Genomic DNA, 17001 nt, shown 5'->3' on the forward strand with positions numbered 1-17001 from the left:
GATGTCCGAATTCCGCGTCACGCTTCGCCCCGCATTGGCTGGCCGACCGCCGATCGCCCGATCTGGCGTGTATATCGAAGCGCTCCCTGAAGGAACGGTTCTGCATCTGCTGGCGAATACGTCTTTCACAACCATGCCCGCACTCGATACAGAAGCCAAAGCAGCAGGTCTCTCGCTACGCACTTTGTCTCCAGGGCAATGGTTTGCGGTCGGCACCACACCGTTCCCGTTTGCCGAACTGAACGAGCTGAAGGCGATATTGAAACCCAAAGCAGATATAGTGGATCAGAGCCATGGGCGCGTGCGGACTGCCATCCGCGGTCACATGGCAACGCGTGTTCTCGCGAAGGGCAGTGCTGTGGATTTTGCACTCGCCGAATTTGCCGTTGGACAGTCAACGACGACCCTCATCGGTCATATTGCCGTACATCTGACGCGTACCGAGGAAGAGGCGTTCGAACTGATCGTACTCCGGGGTTTTGCCGAAAGTCTTTGGGACGATCTGGCGCAGATGAGCGTGGAGTTCAGCTAAGGCAAGCCGACCACGGCTGCATAACACTGCGCAACTTGAATTGCGTGTCGAGTTGCGGTTAAGGCGCAGTGCGCGGTCCGTTCTAAGGCTCGAAGGCTTCCTTCAGACCGAAGCCCTTGCGCTCCCGCAGATCGAGATCCGCCTCGATGTGCGAAATATGGTGGAGCATGAGATGGCGCGCTGTCTCGATATCGTTGCGCTCGATGGCCGCGATGATGTCGCCATGTTCCGCATGGCCGCAGCTCGACACACTTGACTGGCCATAGAGTGCGATCACGAGCGACGAACGTGCGATGAGCTCCTCCATGAAGCGCTGCATGATCAAATTGCCGGAGATCGAGGCAAGCATGAGATGGAAGTCGCCCGAAGCCTTGATCTCGGCGCGGCGTGCGGACTGGCCGCGCTCGTTCATCAGCCGGCCTTCCTCAAGCAGAAGCTGTTTCAGGTGCTGAACCTCCGAAGGCGTGATCCTCCTTGCCGCTTCGCTGAGAATCCCGGGCTCCACCAGACGACGGGCAGCGAAGATCTGGCGGGCTTCGTCTGGCGAAGGATAGGCTACGAAAGCGCCCCGGTTCTTCTCGACATTGACAAGTCCTTCATAGGAAAGGGCCTGCAAGGCGGCGCGCGCCAGCGTCCGGCTGACATTGAACAGATTGCCGACATCGCTTTCCGAAAGCTTCGTGCCCGGCGAAAGCCTGCGCTCGACGATCGCTTCGCGAATGGCATCGCGGATCTGCTGAGCGCCGGTTTCAGTGGAATCGGAGGTTGTCTGAAGCGCGTCGACTGTAGAGTTCATGAAATCGAATACCTGATAATCGGCGTGATGGTAGCCGTATTCGTTACAAAAGTTAAACGGAATTTGCCGCAAAATAGCGGCTAAATTGTATACGATTTTATGCTGATATTGCAGACAAAAGCCTATTTCATGTGCAGACAGATGTTTGCTTCTCACGAGGCAATTTTCACAGATTTCCGAAAAAAGCCATTATTCACAATGGATTGATGCACTGCACCAGAATTGGCACGGCAGATGCATTGTCTTTCTCAAACAGAGGAAGACACGATGTCGAAAGCGGCAGAGATCGATATAGCATCCGTTTCGAAGGTCTACGGTACGACGACTGCCGTGCATGCGATCAGCCTGAAGATTCCGGCCGGCTCCTATTGCTGCTTTCTAGGACCTTCCGGCTGCGGCAAGACATCGACCCTTCGCATGATTGCGGGTCATGAAAGTATTTCATCGGGCGATATCCGTCTTGGAAACACCGTCGTCACCGATTTCCCGCCGGCCAAGCGTGGCACCGCGATGATGTTCCAGTCCTACGCGCTCTTTCCCCATCTCGATCTCATCGACAACGTCGCTTTCAGCCTGAAGATGAAGGGCGTCGACAAGGACGAGCGCCGGGCCAAGGCGCTAGACATGCTGAAGCTGATGCAGATGGAGGCCTATGCCACGCGGCGTCCCGCGCAGCTTTCCGGCGGGCAGCAGCAACGTGTGGCGCTCGCTCGCGCGCTGATTACGGACCCCGAGGCCTTGCTGCTCGACGAGCCGCTGTCGGCGCTCGATCCATTCCTGAAGATCCGCATGCGCGCCGAGCTGAAGAAGCTGCAGAAGACGCTCGGAATCACCTTCGTACACGTGACGCACAGCCAGGAAGAGGCCATGGCGCTCGCCGATATCATCGTCATCATGAACGATGGCAGGATCGAGCAGGCGGCTGCGCCGCGTCAAGTCTTCGAGCGTCCGGCGACGGCTTTTGTCGCCCGATTCATGGGCGATCACAACGTACTCTCTGGCCGGGTTGCGTCTAGCGAGGATGGCGTTCTGACGATGACAGTGCCCGAGGGGCAGACATTTTCCGTGCGCGGAAGCGGCAGGGAGGTGGGCGAGACCATCGATATCGGCATCCGCACCGACCGCGTGCGCCTTGAGGAGGCCTCCGAAAAGGCCCTCGGCTTCAATGGCATCGTCTCCAACATCGAATATCGCGGCGCGTCGGTGAAGATCACCGTCATCGGCGCGGGCAGCGATGACTTCACGGTCATTGCCAGCGACGGCGATTATTTCACCAAACCCGTATCGGTCGGCGATGCGGTGTCTTTGAGCTGGGCCTTGGAGGACGCAATCCTCCTTGGTCGGGCCTCCGCATGAATTCCACACATCACAAAAGGGGAACTGACATGACGAATGAAACGAAGACGACCAAGGCAGCAAAGGGAATCTCCCGCCGCTCGCTGTTGAAGACCGGCGCTGCCGCCGCCGGCGCGATTGCCGGCTCCGGCCTCATCACCGGCTTTCCGACCATCTGGGCGCAATCCAACATCACGCTTCGCCAATTCGGCACTGGCGTCTCGAACATCAACGCGATCGCCGAGAAGTGCAAGGCCGATCTCGGCATCACGCTGGAGATGACGGCGACTGATTCCGACGCCGCCGCCCAGCGCGCCGTCACCCAGCCGGACAGCTACGACATCGCCGATATCGAATATTGGATCGCCAAGAAGGTCTTCCCGACCGGCGTCCTGCAGCCGATGGACGTCAAAAAGCTCAAATATTTCGACAAGATCGTGCCGCTGTTCATCAACGGCAAGATGAAGCCGGACAGCGTCATCGCCCAGGGCACGGCGCCGCACACAGTCGGCTTCGTCGAAGCGCAGGGCTCCAAGAAATTCGCCAAGGAGCCGACGCAGTGGATGACGATGGTTCCGACCATCTACAACGCCGATACGCTCGGCATCCGTCCGGACTTGACCGGCCGTCCGATCACGAGCTGGGCCGACATCCTCGATCCGGCCTTCAAGGGCAAGACCGCAATCCTCAATATCCCGTCGATCGGCATCATGGATGCGGCGATGATCATGGAAGCTGCCGGCAAGATCAAATATGCCGACAAGGGCAACATGACCAAGGCGGAGATCGACAAGACGATCGACTTCCTGATCAAGACCAAGGGTGACGGCCAGTTCCGCGCCTTCTGGAAGTCCTTCGACGAAAGCGTCAACCTGATGGCATCGGGCGAAGTCGTCATCCAGTCGATGTGGTCGCCAGCCGTTGCCGCCGTCCGTTCGAAGGGCATCGCCTGCACTTTCCAGCCGCTCAAGGAAGGTTATCGCGCCTGGGGCGGCGGTCTCGGCCTCGCCTCGCATCTCAAGGGCGCTCAGCTCGACGCTGCCTATGAGTATATCAACTGGTACACGTCCGGCTGGGTCGGGGGCTATCTCAACCGCCAGGGCTATTACTCGGCCTGCATGGAAACGGCCAAGCAATTCATGTCGGCCGACGAATGGGGCTATTGGATCGAGGGCAAACCGGCGCAGGGCGATATCCTGTCTCCGGAAGGCAAGGTCATGGAAAAGGCCGGCGCCGTTCGCGACGGCGGCTCGTTCGAAGCCCGCATGGGCGCGGTCGCCTGCTGGAATTCGGTGATGGACGAAGATCGCTACATGGTCCGCCGCTGGAACGAGTTCATCGCCGCCTAAGCACCACCCTTAAAGGAAATCCTCTCCCCGCAAGCGGGGGGAGGAAACCGCAAACGGAGAGACCGGAACATGGCGACGATCGCTTCCTCAGAGACGGACCAGCCAGCGCGAAAAGTGGGTCGCGGGCGTGGTTTTGGCGTGCCGCTGTGGCTCGTTTCCTATCTGCAGGCGGCGCCGCTGTTTCTAATCCTGGGTTTCTTCTTCCTACTGCCGATTGCCATGATCGGCATCGTCAGTTTTTGGGATTATGATTTCGCCGGTCTCTATCCCGCCCTCCTGACCACGAATTACATCGACACGCTGGGTTCGTGGGTCACCTGGAAGACCTATCTCAACACGCTGAAGTTTACCGCCATTGTCTGGGCCTTGACGCTGGTGATCGGCTTTTGGGTCGCCTATTTCCTCGCCTTCCATATTCGCCGCACGTCGACGCAGATGATCCTCTTCCTCGTCTGCACCGTGCCTTTCATGACGTCGAACATCATCCGCATGATCTCCTGGATCCCGGTACTCGGGCGCAATGGTCTCGTCAATTCGACCCTGATCCAGATGGGGCTCATTCCGAAACCGATCGAATGGCTGCTCTATTCGGATTTTGCCGTCGTGCTCGCCATGGTGCATCTCTATACGCTGTTCATGGTGACACCGATCTTCAACACGCTGATGCGCATCGACCGCTCGCTCTTCGAAGCCGCCCGCGACGCCGGCGCCAGCGGCTGGCAGGTCCTCTGGAACGTGGTGATACCGCTTGCCAAGCCCGGCATGGCGATCGGCACGATCTTCGTCGTCACCCTGGTGATGGCGGATTTTTCGACTGTGCAGGTCATGTCTGGCGGCCAAAGCGCCTCCATCGCGCTGATGATGAAAAATCAGATGTCGCTGCTGCAATATCCGGCCGCGGCCGCCAACGCCGTGGTGCTGCTGATCCTCGTCCTGCTGATGGTTTCCGCCATCCTGCGGGTCGTCGATATCCGCAAGGAGCTTTGAGATGAAACGCGAAAAGCGCAGCCTGGAATTCTACGTCCTTGCCATCTTTTTCATTGTGTTCGTGCTGTTTCTCTACGGCCCACTTTCGGCGGTCATCATTCTTTCCTTCCAAGGACCGGATGGCGGGCTGACCTTTCCGCTAAACGGTGTCTCGCTGCATTGGTTTGCAAACCTGTTCGAGAAGCAGGCGGTCGGCGATTTTGGCGCCTCGTTCCGCCGATCGTTCACGCTCGGGCTGATGGTGATGGTCGTCACGGTCGTCGTGTCGCTGCTGGCCGGCCTGGCATTCCGCCGTCGCTTCCGCGGAGCATCGCTGCTGTTCTACGCGACAGTCGCCAGTCTGGTGGTTCCGTCCATCATCATCTCTCTCGGCATCGGCGTCGTCTTCCAACAGGGCGGCCTTGCTCCGGCCTGGTATTCCTCGGCGTTCGGCGCGCATCTGACTTGGACGCTGCCATTCGGCGTGCTGATCATGTTTGCCGTCTTCAATCGCTTTTCGCCGGCTTACGAGGAGGCCGCGCGCGATCTAGGGGCGACGTCGTGGCAGACCTTCTGCCATGTCGTGCTGCCGATGATCGCGCCGAGCCTGATCGGCGTCGGTCTGTTCGGCTTCACGTTGTCCTATGACGAGTTTGCCCGCACCCTAATGACATCGGGCACCTACAACACGCTGCCCCTCGAAATCTATGGGATGACCACCAACGTCACCACACCAGTGCTTTATGCATTGGGAACCGTGACGACCCTCTTTTCCTTCACCATCATTCTCGTGGCGCTCGGCATCATGACCATGCTCGGCCGCCGGCAGGCCAAGAAGAACTGAGATCATGCGTTTATTGCTCATCAATCCGAATACCACTGCGTCGATGACTGAAAAGGCCGCAGTTGCTGCCCGCGCTGTCGCGGCCCCCGGGACGGAAATCATCGCCGCCACGTCACGGATGGGGCCAGCCTCCATCGAGGGATATTATGACGGAGCGCTTGCCGTTCCCGGCCTGCTGAGCGAACTCAAGGAGCGCCGGACAATGGGTTACGATGCGGCGATCATCGCCTGTTTCGACGATACCGGCCTCGAAGCCGCACGGACGTTTTCGGATGTCCCCGTTCTCGGGCTTTGCGAATCCGCCGTCGCGACCGCGGGTTTCTTGGCCCAGCGCTTTACGGTGGTGACAACGCTGGAGCGTTCGCGCATCCTGATCGACAACCTCGTTCAACGTTATGGCATGGGGGGTCGGGCGAAGGTGCGCGCTTCCGATATCGCCGTGCTGGAACTCGAGGATGCCGCCTCCGGCGCGATCGGCAAATTGCGGGCGGAAATCGAACGGGCGCTGGAAGAAGACGGGGCGGAAGCGATCGTGCTCGGCTGCGCCGGTATGACCGATCTTGCGCGTGAGTTGCAGGAGATCTACTGCGTACCGGTGATCGACGGCGTCGCGGCGGCTGTCAAACAGGCGGAAGCATTGGTCTCGCTTGGCCTTTCCACCAGCAAGCGAGGCTCCTATGCTTCGCCGCTGCCGAAGCCTTTTGTCGGCGCAATGAGCGAGTTCATGCCAGCCCGCACTTCCGGTTGAGCCGTGTCCGGCACGGGCTCACCCTGCCGCACGATACCTTTGACCGATTCGCCGACCGTGGTGCGGCCCTTTAACTCTGGAAGGACTTCGTTCCACGCCGGATAGCTTTCCAGATCATCGAGAACGCTCCAGACAAGTTGCGGCGGAGCGTCGATCGTGATTTCGGTATCAAGGACGAGCATGGAAAGACCTCTTGCAAAGGATGAAGAGTACAGTTCCGCCGAATGCCTGGGAACAGCGATCTGCGCGTCAATGTGTCAGTTGAATTCGGGAGGCACGGACACTCCGCGCTTGCGACCTTCCTCAGCAAGCCGGTTGGCCGTCAGAGCAGCGATCGGAATACCTTCGACGCTCCGCTTTTCAGCCGTGATGAACCCGCGTTCGCCCGGCAGAAGCACCTCTTCGACGCCAGCCGCCAAAGGTAGCGCCTTGATCGCTCCCGCAAGCGACGCCACCTCTTCCGAGACTGGAGTCGAAAGTCCGAATCCCAAAGGATTGATGGCAATCGCCAGACCGTTGAACCCGTTGTCCCTTTTCTCGGTAAGGGCAGCGGAGATAAGCGGGTTTCCGCCCAGAATGCTGACCAGAACCTCGATCATCAGGGAGAGTCCCGAGCCCTTCGGCCCAGCCATGGGCAGGACGGCTTTAACTTTGCTGGGATCAGTGGTCGGCACACCCTGTTCGTCAACCCCCCACTCCGGAGGGATCGACTGGCCGGAATCCCGTGCGGCCATGATCTTGCCGAGAGCAACAGCCGCGGTCGACATGTCAAGGATCATTGGGTATCTACCGTCACCCGCTGGAGCGCTGATCGCGATCGGGTTGGTTGAAACGCCCTCTCCGCGCGCGCCATGATACACCATCAAAGGCTTCGAGGCGGACATCACGATACCGATCATCCCATCGTGGGCGATCTTCTCCGCAAAATAGCCGACGGCGCCGGCATGACTGGTCCGCGAGATCTCGCAAAGGCCGATCCCGAACCGTTCGGCCAACTCCACGGCCTTATCGATAGCGACGGTCATACCGGCTGCACCCGGAACGCCGTGGCCATCCAGACGGCAAATCGCACCGAACTCATGCAAAACCGTCGGTTCGGCCTCACCGTTTACAATACCAAGCTCAACCATTTCGATATAGCGTGGGATACGCAGAACGCCGTGCGAATCGGCACCCCGCAAGTTGGCCCAGACCAGGAGATCGGCGGATTGTCGGGCGTAATCCGGCTTGAACCCGCCGGCCACAAGCAGAGCAGTCGCGAAGTCCATCAGCGCCTGTTTGCCGATCCACTTTTTTTCCGCCGTCATGCAACACCACCGAGCGGCGACGGGAAGAACTTGTCAAGCCATCCCTTCATCATCGCCTTGGTTCGAGGTGCGTCCCCTGGCGCCAGCGGAAAATGCGCTGTGGTATCGATCAGCATCAGCTCCGTAGGGTGACCCGCTTTTTCAAACATCCGGATCGATTCGCTCGTCGGCGTGATGATGTCGTTTGCCGTATGAAACAAGAGCAATGGACGGGGCGCGATGTTGGCGACAACGTCGTCAGCACGGAAATTGTACATGGACCAGGCTGTTTCAACCGGGATTTCCATAATCGCCTTCGGCGACAGGTTCTTGCGCAGATGCTCCGGGATCGGCACCGCATCGAAACGCGACATCCAGAGGCTCTCCCCAGTCTCCTGCTTGTGCTTGCGCCCCTTCTCCAGAATACCGATGAACTTCTCCCACGATTCCGGCGTCGGGTGTTGTCCACGGAACTTGCGCTCGCCGTCCCCCCAACCACAAGAGGAAAGGCAGCAGGCGATACGGTCGTCTACCCCTGCGGTGTAGACCGATACCGCTGCACCAAAGCTGTGGCCGGTAATGCCGATCCGCGTCGGATCGACTTCCTCGCGGGTGGCAAGGAACGTCAGTGCGTTCTTGGCGTCTGCAACCTGGTCGAAGCAGCGAACCTGCGCCCGTTCACCCTCGCTTTCGCCGCAACTGCGAAAATCGAAACGCAGGGCGATATACCCGAAGGCCTCCATCATTTCAGCCTGGATCTGCGCGTGGCTTTCGTCTTTGGAGCCGACGAAACCGTGGCAGACAATGAACGCGGGCAGCTTCTGGCCGGGTTTGCGGCCCTCCGGAACGTGCAACACTCCCGAAAGCTTCAGCCCGTCGGACATGAACTCCAGTTTTTCCTGCATCGGCTTTACCTCTGTCTTGTCAGGCGATCTTGGCGAAGGGGTAGTGGTATTCGCGCCATTCGGCAGGCGCCGGCGTGCCCCACACATTCATGTCTCGGACGTTGCCGGGACGTGCCAGGTTGGTGATCACGTTCGGCGTGAAATCAGCATCGTCCGCGATGTGGGCCATTACGCCGGAACACTCGATCATCATGCCGCTCGCGTCGGTATAGTAGGCATAGGTATTGTCCCCGGGACGATGCCGGCCGGGCCCCCATAGGAGCTGCCGGTCAAATTGATCGAGAATGTCGCCCAAACGCAGATACTGATTAAATTCCAGGAACTCGAAGGAAACGTGGTGCAGGCCGGGAGCCGTGCCGAGCACGAGGCCCAGGATGTGGTGCTGGCGATTGCCGCCGTACATCCAGCTCAAAGCATTGTTGATCATGCGCTCGGAAAGCTTCAGACCGCCGATCGCCTCGAGCTGTGCTCGGGTGGCAGCAGGGTTCGGCGTGATCAGGTTGATATGGTCTATCCGGTTGGCGCCGACGCCGGTGGTCGGATAGCGCCGACCGTAGGTGACATTGCGGATCGGCGAGTGGATTTCGAACCGCAGCCCCTCGGGCGTCGCAAAGGTCACGCCAGCGGCGATACAATCGAGGCTCGGCTCTCGCGTCAGAATGCGGCAGCCTGCGTCTTCCACCCGCGAAGCGGCTTCTTCCACCAATTCCGGCGTCAATGCTTCCAGGCCGATTGTATGCGCCGAATTCTCACTGGCATGAACGAGAACGAGTTCCGCCGCGCGGCCATTTGAACTTAGCCAGGTCTGGTCATCTTTTTGATGGGTGACGTGCAGGCCGAGGATTTGCGTCGCATCTCGTATCACGGCCTCTGGATCAATGACATTGACCTTCATATGGCCGACAGCGTGCGCGATGTGCGTCATGATTTCCTCCCTGAACTATGCCTGCGATCGTCTGGCGTTTGATACCGCAAACGCCAGACGATCGCAATATATTTCGAAATAAAAAAAATTATCGAAATTATCTGAAGGCATCGTTTTCGGCTGCGACGTGGTTGCGAAGCGTCCCGATCTTTTCGATTTCCACCTCGATGACATCGCCGACATTCAGGAAAACAGGTGGTTTGAGAGACGAACCGAAGCCCGAGGGGGTTCCCGTTACGATAACGTCGCCGGGATCGAGGATTGTGAAGCAACTCACGTAGGAAATCAGCCAGGGGATCGTGAAAATCAGGCGGTTCGTATTGTTTGTCTGACGCACCTCGCCATTGACCCGGGTCCGCAGTTCGAGACCTGCGGGATCGGAAAGTTCATCCGCCGATACCATCCAGGGGCCGAAGCCAGCGGTTCTTGCAAAATTCTTGCCGGGTGTGAACTGCGTCGAGTGCTTCTGCCAATCGCGCACGCTTCCGTCGTTGAAACAGGAATAGCCGGCAACATAGGAAAGCGCGTCAGCTTCCGCGATGTGCCGGCCAGTGCGGCCAATGATAACCGCAACTTCGCCCTCGTAGTCGAACTTCTCTGAGAGATTGGGCTTGGCTAAAGGTTGGCAATGTCCGGTCTGTGAGGCGGCAAAACGGGTGAAAAGCAAAGGGTAATCCGGCCTCTCGTTTCTCACCTCGTCCGACCCATGATAATTGGTTGCGACGCACAGAACCTTGGATGGGTTCGGGATGACAGGCAGATATTGTATCTCGGCGAGCGCAAAATCGGCGCTGGCGTCGTTTTCCGTTCCCAGCGCGTCGAAACGGCGTGAGATATGGGTAGCGAGATCCGGATAGCCGGTGCGTTTTCTCAGATCGCAGACGCCCTCATTTACGACGCAGCCGTAGCTCGCGCGACCGTTGCGCAAGAAACTCAAATATCGCATACCCTCTCCATTATTTACGAAAATAATTTATATTATCGTAAATTTGTGGGCACTCAAGAATTTTGGCTCGTTATGACGCATAGTTTTCGCCAAAGTTGATTTTTTCGAAATTTTCCGTAGATTCCAAGATTGAAGGCGGCGATGATCTTGTTACACGGAGGCTCTCTTGGAACAGCAGAATGCGGGTGGCGAAACGAGAGCTGGCGATGTGCTGCAGCGCATGCGGCAGGACATCGTAAACTGCGTTCTCAAGCCAGGCGAAAAATTGCGCTTCGAAGGTCTTCGCGAACGCTATCAGGTAAGTTTTTCGACTTTGAGAGAGGCTTTATCGCGGCTTTCTGCCGAAAATCTCGTTATAGCCGAGGGGCAACGGGGCTTCATCGTTGCACCTGTTTCCATTGCCGATCTCAACGATCTCACGGACGTTCGCATTCTCATTGAGCGGGAGGCGCTCGCCAAAGCCATTCGCAAGGGCGACGATCGCTGGGAAGGTAACATCCTCTCGGCATTTCACAGGATGGATAGGCTCCAGCAGCGAATCGGCCGAGAATATTACCTCTCCGACGAATGGAGCGTCATGCATGGAGAGTTCCACTTCTCGCTTGTCGCCGCATGTGGCTCACCCGTGCTGCTCGAAATGCGAGCCAAGCTGTTCGAACGGGCCCATCGCTATCGGCGGATGTCGTCGCAGTTTCGTCCGCAATGGCGAGAAAAGGACGTCGAGCACAAGATGATCGTCGATGCAGTGCTGGATCGAGACATCGATACCGCGCTGGGGCTGATTGAGCGGCATATCCGCGAAACAAGTGAAAATGTTATCGAACACGCAGGCCATCTTTTTCCAGACCTGCCGAGCGGCCGACCGCGTCGTGGTTCGAAGCGGTCAGCGGTTGTTGCTGCCGAGTGACGGCGACACCTAGCTGGTCGCCATACCCAAACTCTAGCTTATTCCCGAGGTCCTCTAGGACAATCGCGAAGCACGGCACGTCAATTTTTCGACAAACGAATTTTTTACGAAATTAATTGCTATTTCGAAATTTTGTCGTTACCTCTTATGGCAAGAGGAACCCCTGCCCGGTTGGGCATTATTTGTCGTGAGGAGGAACGAACTGATGACGATTTCGCAGACGATGACTGCTGCCCGTATGCACACGGTCGGCGGAGAGATGAAGATCGAAACATTGGAGATGCCGAAGCCGGGCGACATGGATGTCCTGGTCCGGGTGAAAGCCTGCGGTATCGTTCCCAATCTACACAATATTCTAGCCAACTGGCCAACCTGGTTTCCGCACATGCCGCAGCCGCCGCTTCCGGCTGTCTTCGGTCTCGATCCTGCCGGCGAGATTGCTGCCGTTGGTCGTCAAGTTCATGGATTGAAGGTCGGTGATCGCGTCTATGTCAATCCGGGCCGCAGTTGCGGTACCTGTCGGCACTGCCGGCGCGGTGACTCCATCTCCTGCAAGCACTACGCTTTTCAGGGATACTTTGGCTTCTCCGAACATGCCTTTCAGACCTTTGAGGACTACCCGATCGGCGGCTTGAGTGAATACACCGCCGCTCCGGCCTCGGCGATCGTGAAGATCCCCGACAACATGACCTTCGATCAGGCTGCGCGTCTCGGTTATCTCGGTACCGCCTATTCAGCGCTCAAGAAAGTCAATGCAGGTCCCGGCGACACGATCCTGGTGAACGGGATCAGCGGAACTCTGGGCATCGGGGCCGCGATTTTCGGTCTCGCAATGGGCGTCAAGAAAATCCTCGGGACTGGTCGCGATAAGGCGCTATTGGAGGAGATCAAAGCGTTCGCGCCACATCGCATTGAAATATTCTCGATCAATGACGGTAATGTCACCGATTTCGTGATGAAGCATACTGAGGGCGAAGGAGTTGACGCATTCCTCGATTGCAATGGGCCGGGCGCTTTGCACGACACTTTCCGTCAAGGCCTGCTCAGCCTCCGTCGCGGTGGGATCGCCGTCGATATAGGTGCGATCGCAGGTTTGGTCGAGATTGACGTTCACCGCTTGATGGACCGCAATCAGCGCCTTTATGGTTCAGCGTGGCTGACGACAGCAGAGGGCCAGGAGATGGCGGACATGGTTGCCGCCGGTATCGTGGATCTTTCCATTCTGGAGACGCAGAGTTTCCCTCTTTCCGATGTCAACATTGCGATTTCCGGCATCGCACGGCGCCATGGCGGCTTTTCGAACTTCGTGATTTGCCCCTGAGCGCAGCACCGGCCTGCCCCGTTGCGGGCGGGCTTGGTTAGTTTTCACATGATTTTGGGAGTAGATCATGACCTTCAGACGCGTCGTAACCGCCAAGAACGCATCCGGAAAATCCGTCGTCGTCAGCGATGGCACGTCGCCACGCGAACTCGCACTTAAACACACGCCAGGCTTTATATCGGCTCCCATGTGGACGATTGCAGATGTGCCGACCCTTCCGTTCGACGGAAAGGATACAATGGCCGGTAGCGGTACGCTGTTGCAGCCTGCAGGTGGATCGACCTTCTTCGTGGTCACCTTTCCTCCAGATGGCGTGATGATGTCGCCGGAGTTTCGGCCCAATCTCGCAGGTCCGGAGCACCTCGCCGCCGCGCCGGGCATCGCCGAGACGTTCGAGATGGACAATCCCGGGATGCATACCACGCCGACAGTGGACTACGGTGTCGTTCTCACAGGAAAGATAACGCTGGAACTCGACGATGGCGTTGTCGTGAATCTTGCGGCAGGCGACACTTTCGTTCAGCACGGGGCACGTCACGCTTGGCGTAATCCAAACAGCGAGCCGGCCACAATCGCGTTCGTGCTGATCGGCGCGAAGGTCGACTGAGCACACAACTGCGGCATCTGCCGATATAATTTTGGAACTCTTTAGGCTGTGGTGACGATTTAACTATTTAAGCCAGATCATGATGCTTGCGATCTTGATGAAGCCGAGGAAGTTGGCGGCGAGTTTGTCGTATCGCGTTGCGATGCGACGCCACTGTTTGAGCTTGGCAAAGAAGCTCTCGATGCCCCATCGCTGTTTATAAGCAATGCGATCATAGCCATGCTGATACTTGCGATGACGACGCGGCGGGATGACCGGCTCGCCGCCTTGGTCAAGGATGATGTCGTGCAGGCTGTCGGCATCGTAGGCGCGGTCAGCGAGCACCTGGTTGGCAGGCAATCCCCGCACGAGATCACAGGCCGGCGCCATATCGTTCTGCTGGCCTGGGCCAAGGTGGAAACGAACCGGTAGCCCGAGTGCATCCACTACTGCATGGATTTTGCTACCAAATCCGCCACGGGAACGACCGAGAGCCTGGGCTTTCGTTCCCCCCTTTTACGGCGCCCGCCAGCCGCTTGTGCCTGCGCCCGGATCACCGTGGCATCGATCGACAGCCACTCCATGTCCGGAGCGGCTGTCACCGCTTCGAAAATCCGGTCGAATACGCCCTGTTCGATCCAGCGATAGTAACGTCGTTTGACCGTCTGATAGGGGCCGAAACGATCTTCAGGCAAGTCACGCCAACGTGCACCGGATCGGGCCAGCCACAAGATCGCATCGAAGAACCGGCGCCCGTCGCTGCGGGGGCCGCGTCGACCTTTGCGCCCGCCGGGAACGAACGGCTTCAGACGCTCCCATTGATCATCTCGAAGAATTTCACCATCCATCGCCGACCTCCAAAAGTCAGCGTTGAATCTGATTTGCTCCCAAAACGGAACCCCAATTCCTTAATTCGTCACTACAGCCTAGAAGCCGGATCGTGAGGATGCCGGCTTCTTTACATCTCAGGAGGCCATCCTTCCTGAAGTTGGTCGGGAGCCACGGCACGCGCCACGTCAGCCAGGAGCTGACGCACCCAGCGATGCAAGCCTGATTTGTGCGTCCGCTCCGTCCAGTACATATCGATGTCGATTGGAATGTGAATAGGGAAAGGCCGTGCAGCCAGCCTCCCGCCATAAGCACTCGCCAATCGGTTTGGAATCGTTGCAACCAGATCCGTTCCGACGATCATCAGCTCAAGGCTGTCATGGCTGGGAAGTGTGAGCTGCGGCGCAAGGACGATGTTTCGCTCGCGAAGCGCGGCAAAATAGAGCGCTTGCCATTGGCCGTTATGGGTTATGGCAACGTGCGCGGCATTCTGAAAACGCTGTAGCGTTAGATCGCCCGTTGCCAGAGGATTATCTGCGTCCATGACACAAGAATAGTGATCGGAAAATATCCTTCGGCGGAAATAACCCTCGCCGAGGATGCGGACGGGGCCTAAGACGATGTCCGCAATGTTTTCCTTCAGCTGCTGCTTTCCGTTCACCGCAGATTCCAGGACATTGAGAACAACATTCGGTGCCGCCTGTCGCAGCGTCCTGATAAATGCGGGCAAGAGCAGGAAACGTTCGTGATGATTGCAGGAAAGGGTTACCGCGCCCTCCGCCGTCATAGGATCGAACTCCTGCGGGACAGCGATCGCAAGCATGCGGTTGAGCGTCTCGCGCGTCTGCGAAACAAGGTCCCGACATTTGTCCGTTTCCGCGATCCGGTTGCCTTGCCGCACAAAGAGCGGATCGCCAAACGCGCGTCGAAGACGGTCGATCGCGTAGCTCACGGTCGATTGGCTGATATCGAGCTGAATCGCCGCGGCGGAAAACGAACCGGCGTCGCTAACAGCGACAAGGATTTGCATCGATCTGAGATCGATCAGCGCCAATTCCTCGGGGATCATTCGCCCTCCCAATGTCATCGAATAATTCGATGGCATTCATCGTATCCATCCAATTGTCCTAGGAACAGCCCCCGCATACCCTAGTCCGAGAAAACTTGCTGGAGGGCGAGATGGGAGGAGAACCGATGCTCGCGGATGACAATAGAGCGACCGTGCCCGCAATTTCGGATGTGTCTTTTGAAGAGCTTTTGAGGGATCCCTATCCGACATTCGACCGGGCGCGCGATATGGCAGCGATCGTCAAGATCGAGGCGGCGAACATCATGGTCGCGACCCGCTACGACGACATCATGGCTATGGAGCGCGACTCCGAGATCTTCTCGTCCGAGAACCCCCAATCGCTGGTCAACAAGGTCATGGGTCATACCATGATGCGCAAGGACGGCGAGGCTCATGCCAGGGAGCGCAAGGCGATCGAGCCTGCATTGCGTCCGGGCTCCGTCAAATCTTGTTGGGCGCCGCGGCTGGAAACCATTTTCAATGAGGTCATCGCCGACTTCGAAAACGATGGGGAGGCCGATCTTTTCCACGCATTGGCGGCTCCGATGGCCGGACGCGCTCTGGCTGAGGTGCTTGGTTTCCAGGACGTCAGTTGGCAAACCATGGCGCTCTGGTCGCAATCTCTGATCGACGGCGCGGGCAATTATTCGGGAGATCCGGAGATTTCCCGCAAGGCGGAAGATGCTGCCAAGGGCGTTGAAGATGCCATCAACCGCGCCCTGCCCTTTCATCGCGACAATCCGAATGCGTCGGTGCTGTCCTCAATGATCCATGCCGAGGATCCTCACACGATCGAACAGATCTATGCCAACATCAAAGTCGCTGTTGGCGGTGGGCTCAATGAGCCACGCGATTCAATCCTGACGCTGGTTCTCGGCATGCTCGAAAACCCTGATCAGCTCGAACGAGTGAAAGCGGACCCAAACCTCTGGCCGACGGCATTCGAGGAGTCGGTGCGATGGATATCGCCGATCGGAATGTACCCGCGGCGCGTAACACGGGATGTCGTCTTTTCCGGCGTCCAACTGCGCGAGGGTGACCAGATCGGGCTCTGCGTCGGCGCGGCCAATCGGGACGCAAGCCGCTTTTCCGATCCGGATCGCTTCGATGTCTTCCGGGAAAAGAAATCGCATCTCGCCTTCGGCGCCGGTCCGCATTTCTGCGCCGGCACCTGGGTCGCGCGGCACATGGTCGGGCGTCTCGTCGTGCCGAGGCTCTTTGAACGCCTCCGTAACCTTCGTCTCAGCAATCGTGAGGCGGTACGCATTCATGGCTGGGTCTTTCGCGGCCCCGTTACCCTGCCCGTGATCTGGGATGCATGAGAGGAGAAAGCACTTGACCGACGTTACATTCATTCTTCCAGATGGAACGCGACGCTCTTGTATTGCACCGGAGGGTCTCAGCCTCATGGAGGTTGCGCTCCAGAACTCAGTGTCCGGCATCATCGCGGAATGCAACGGAGCGGCCGCCTGCGCAACCTGCCATGTGATTGTCGATGGCAGCTTAGCGGGTTCGCTCGATCCGGTGAGCGAACATGAGAATGACATGCTGGACTTCACAGCCGCGGCACGCGAACCCGGTAGTCGACTGAGTTGTCAAATCAGGGTAGACGCGCGCCTGGACGGCGCAACGATCCGCGTCCCGGCGGAGACGTAAGC

Annotated in this window: 19 protein-coding genes; 11 read left to right on the forward strand and 8 right to left on the reverse strand. The window is 58.2% G+C overall.

Going from position 1 to position 17001, the window contains the following annotated elements; translation table 11 throughout:
- Position 1 precedes the first annotated feature (1 nt).
- Entirely contained in the window at positions 2 to 532 is a 531-nt protein-coding gene (locus QA646_RS25960) for a sarcosine oxidase subunit gamma family protein (RefSeq protein WP_283059603.1), read from the forward strand.
- 82 nt (positions 533 to 614) lie between these two features.
- Here QA646_RS25960 and QA646_RS25965 read toward each other — a convergent pair whose 3' ends face one another.
- Positions 615 to 1328 (reverse strand): GntR family transcriptional regulator, encoded by a 714-nt coding sequence (locus QA646_RS25965; protein ID WP_283059604.1) that lies wholly within the window; start codon positions 1326 to 1328, stop codon positions 615 to 617.
- A gap of 267 nt (positions 1329 to 1595) precedes the next feature.
- Here QA646_RS25965 and QA646_RS25970 point away from each other — a divergent pair, with 267 nt between their 5' ends.
- From QA646_RS25970 to QA646_RS25990, 5 genes are all read left to right on the forward strand, one after another.
- Complete coding sequence (locus QA646_RS25970) at positions 1596 to 2684, forward strand: ABC transporter ATP-binding protein (protein ID WP_283059605.1); 1089 nt, start codon at positions 1596 to 1598, stop codon at positions 2682 to 2684.
- A 29-nt stretch (positions 2685 to 2713) separates the two neighbouring features.
- A complete protein-coding gene (locus QA646_RS25975; protein ID WP_283059606.1) occupies positions 2714 to 4012 on the forward strand; it encodes a PotD/PotF family extracellular solute-binding protein in 1299 nt (432 codons plus the stop codon).
- Positions 4013 to 4081: 69 nt separating this feature from the next.
- Positions 4082 to 4999 carry an ABC transporter permease gene (locus QA646_RS25980; protein WP_283059607.1) on the forward strand — a complete coding sequence of 306 codons (918 nt, stop codon included), beginning with the start codon at positions 4082 to 4084 and terminating at the stop codon, positions 4997 to 4999.
- A 1-nt stretch (position 5000) separates the two neighbouring features.
- On the forward strand, positions 5001 to 5822 hold the full coding sequence (locus tag QA646_RS25985; protein ID WP_283059608.1) for an ABC transporter permease: 822 nt from the start codon (positions 5001 to 5003) through the stop codon (positions 5820 to 5822).
- A gap of 4 nt (positions 5823 to 5826) precedes the next feature.
- Positions 5827 to 6570 carry an aspartate/glutamate racemase family protein gene (locus QA646_RS25990; protein ID WP_283059609.1) on the forward strand — a complete coding sequence of 248 codons (744 nt, stop codon included), beginning with the start codon at positions 5827 to 5829 and terminating at the stop codon, positions 6568 to 6570.
- Here the strand turns inward: QA646_RS25990 and QA646_RS25995 are convergent.
- From QA646_RS25995 to QA646_RS26015, 5 genes are all read right to left on the reverse strand, one after another.
- A complete protein-coding gene (locus QA646_RS25995) occupies positions 6498 to 6752 on the reverse strand; it encodes an SRPBCC family protein (RefSeq protein ID WP_283059610.1) in 255 nt (84 codons plus the stop codon). The two genes, QA646_RS25990 and QA646_RS25995, sit on opposite strands and share 73 nt — an antisense overlap.
- A gap of 75 nt (positions 6753 to 6827) precedes the next feature.
- Positions 6828 to 7877: an Ldh family oxidoreductase gene (locus QA646_RS26000; RefSeq protein ID WP_283059611.1), complete on the reverse strand. Its 1050-nt coding sequence runs from the start codon at positions 7875 to 7877 to the stop codon at positions 6828 to 6830.
- On the reverse strand, positions 7874 to 8761 hold the full coding sequence (locus QA646_RS26005; protein WP_283059612.1) for an alpha/beta fold hydrolase: 888 nt from the start codon (positions 8759 to 8761) through the stop codon (positions 7874 to 7876). Before QA646_RS26005 ends, QA646_RS26000 begins: the two co-directional genes overlap by 4 nt.
- A 19-nt stretch (positions 8762 to 8780) precedes the next feature.
- A complete protein-coding gene (locus QA646_RS26010; RefSeq protein WP_283059613.1) occupies positions 8781 to 9686 on the reverse strand; it encodes a VOC family protein in 906 nt (301 codons plus the stop codon).
- Positions 9687 to 9783: 97 nt separating this feature from the next.
- Complete coding sequence (locus QA646_RS26015; protein ID WP_283059614.1) at positions 9784 to 10632, reverse strand: fumarylacetoacetate hydrolase family protein; 849 nt, start codon at positions 10630 to 10632, stop codon at positions 9784 to 9786.
- A gap of 166 nt (positions 10633 to 10798) precedes the next feature.
- Here QA646_RS26015 and QA646_RS26020 point away from each other — a divergent pair, with 166 nt between their 5' ends.
- The 3 genes from QA646_RS26020 to QA646_RS26030 all read left to right on the forward strand — a co-directional run bounded on the left by QA646_RS26020 (position 10799) and on the right by QA646_RS26030 (position 13467).
- Complete coding sequence (locus QA646_RS26020) at positions 10799 to 11539, forward strand: FCD domain-containing protein (RefSeq protein WP_283059615.1); 741 nt, start codon at positions 10799 to 10801, stop codon at positions 11537 to 11539.
- 205 nt (positions 11540 to 11744) lie between these two features.
- On the forward strand, positions 11745 to 12860 hold the full coding sequence (locus QA646_RS26025) for an alcohol dehydrogenase catalytic domain-containing protein (RefSeq protein WP_283059616.1): 1116 nt from the start codon (positions 11745 to 11747) through the stop codon (positions 12858 to 12860).
- A 67-nt stretch (positions 12861 to 12927) separates the two neighbouring features.
- Entirely contained in the window at positions 12928 to 13467 is a 540-nt protein-coding gene (locus tag QA646_RS26030; protein WP_283059617.1) for a cupin domain-containing protein, read from the forward strand.
- A 63-nt stretch (positions 13468 to 13530) separates the two neighbouring features.
- Here QA646_RS26030 and QA646_RS26035 read toward each other — a convergent pair.
- A protein-coding gene (locus QA646_RS26035) for an IS5 family transposase (RefSeq protein ID WP_283055990.1) occupies positions 13531 to 14294 on the reverse strand; the annotation gives its coding sequence in 2 pieces (ribosomal slippage) (positions 13531 to 13964 and positions 13964 to 14294; 765 coding nt in all).
- A gap of 110 nt (positions 14295 to 14404) precedes the next feature.
- A complete protein-coding gene (locus QA646_RS26040; protein ID WP_283059618.1) occupies positions 14405 to 15328 on the reverse strand; it encodes a LysR family transcriptional regulator in 924 nt (307 codons plus the stop codon).
- A 140-nt stretch (positions 15329 to 15468) separates the two neighbouring features.
- Here QA646_RS26040 and QA646_RS26045 point away from each other — a divergent pair, with 140 nt between their 5' ends.
- On the forward strand, positions 15469 to 16665 hold the full coding sequence (locus tag QA646_RS26045; protein WP_283059619.1) for a cytochrome P450: 1197 nt from the start codon (positions 15469 to 15471) through the stop codon (positions 16663 to 16665).
- 13 nt (positions 16666 to 16678) lie between these two features.
- Positions 16679 to 16999, forward strand: a complete 321-nt coding sequence (locus QA646_RS26050) for a 2Fe-2S iron-sulfur cluster-binding protein (RefSeq protein ID WP_283059620.1) — start codon at positions 16679 to 16681, stop codon at positions 16997 to 16999.
- The last annotated feature ends 2 nt before the right edge of the window (positions 17000 to 17001 follow it).

The organism is Rhizobium sp. CB3090, assembly GCF_029714285.1.
Classification (GTDB): domain Bacteria; phylum Pseudomonadota; class Alphaproteobacteria; order Rhizobiales; family Rhizobiaceae; genus Rhizobium.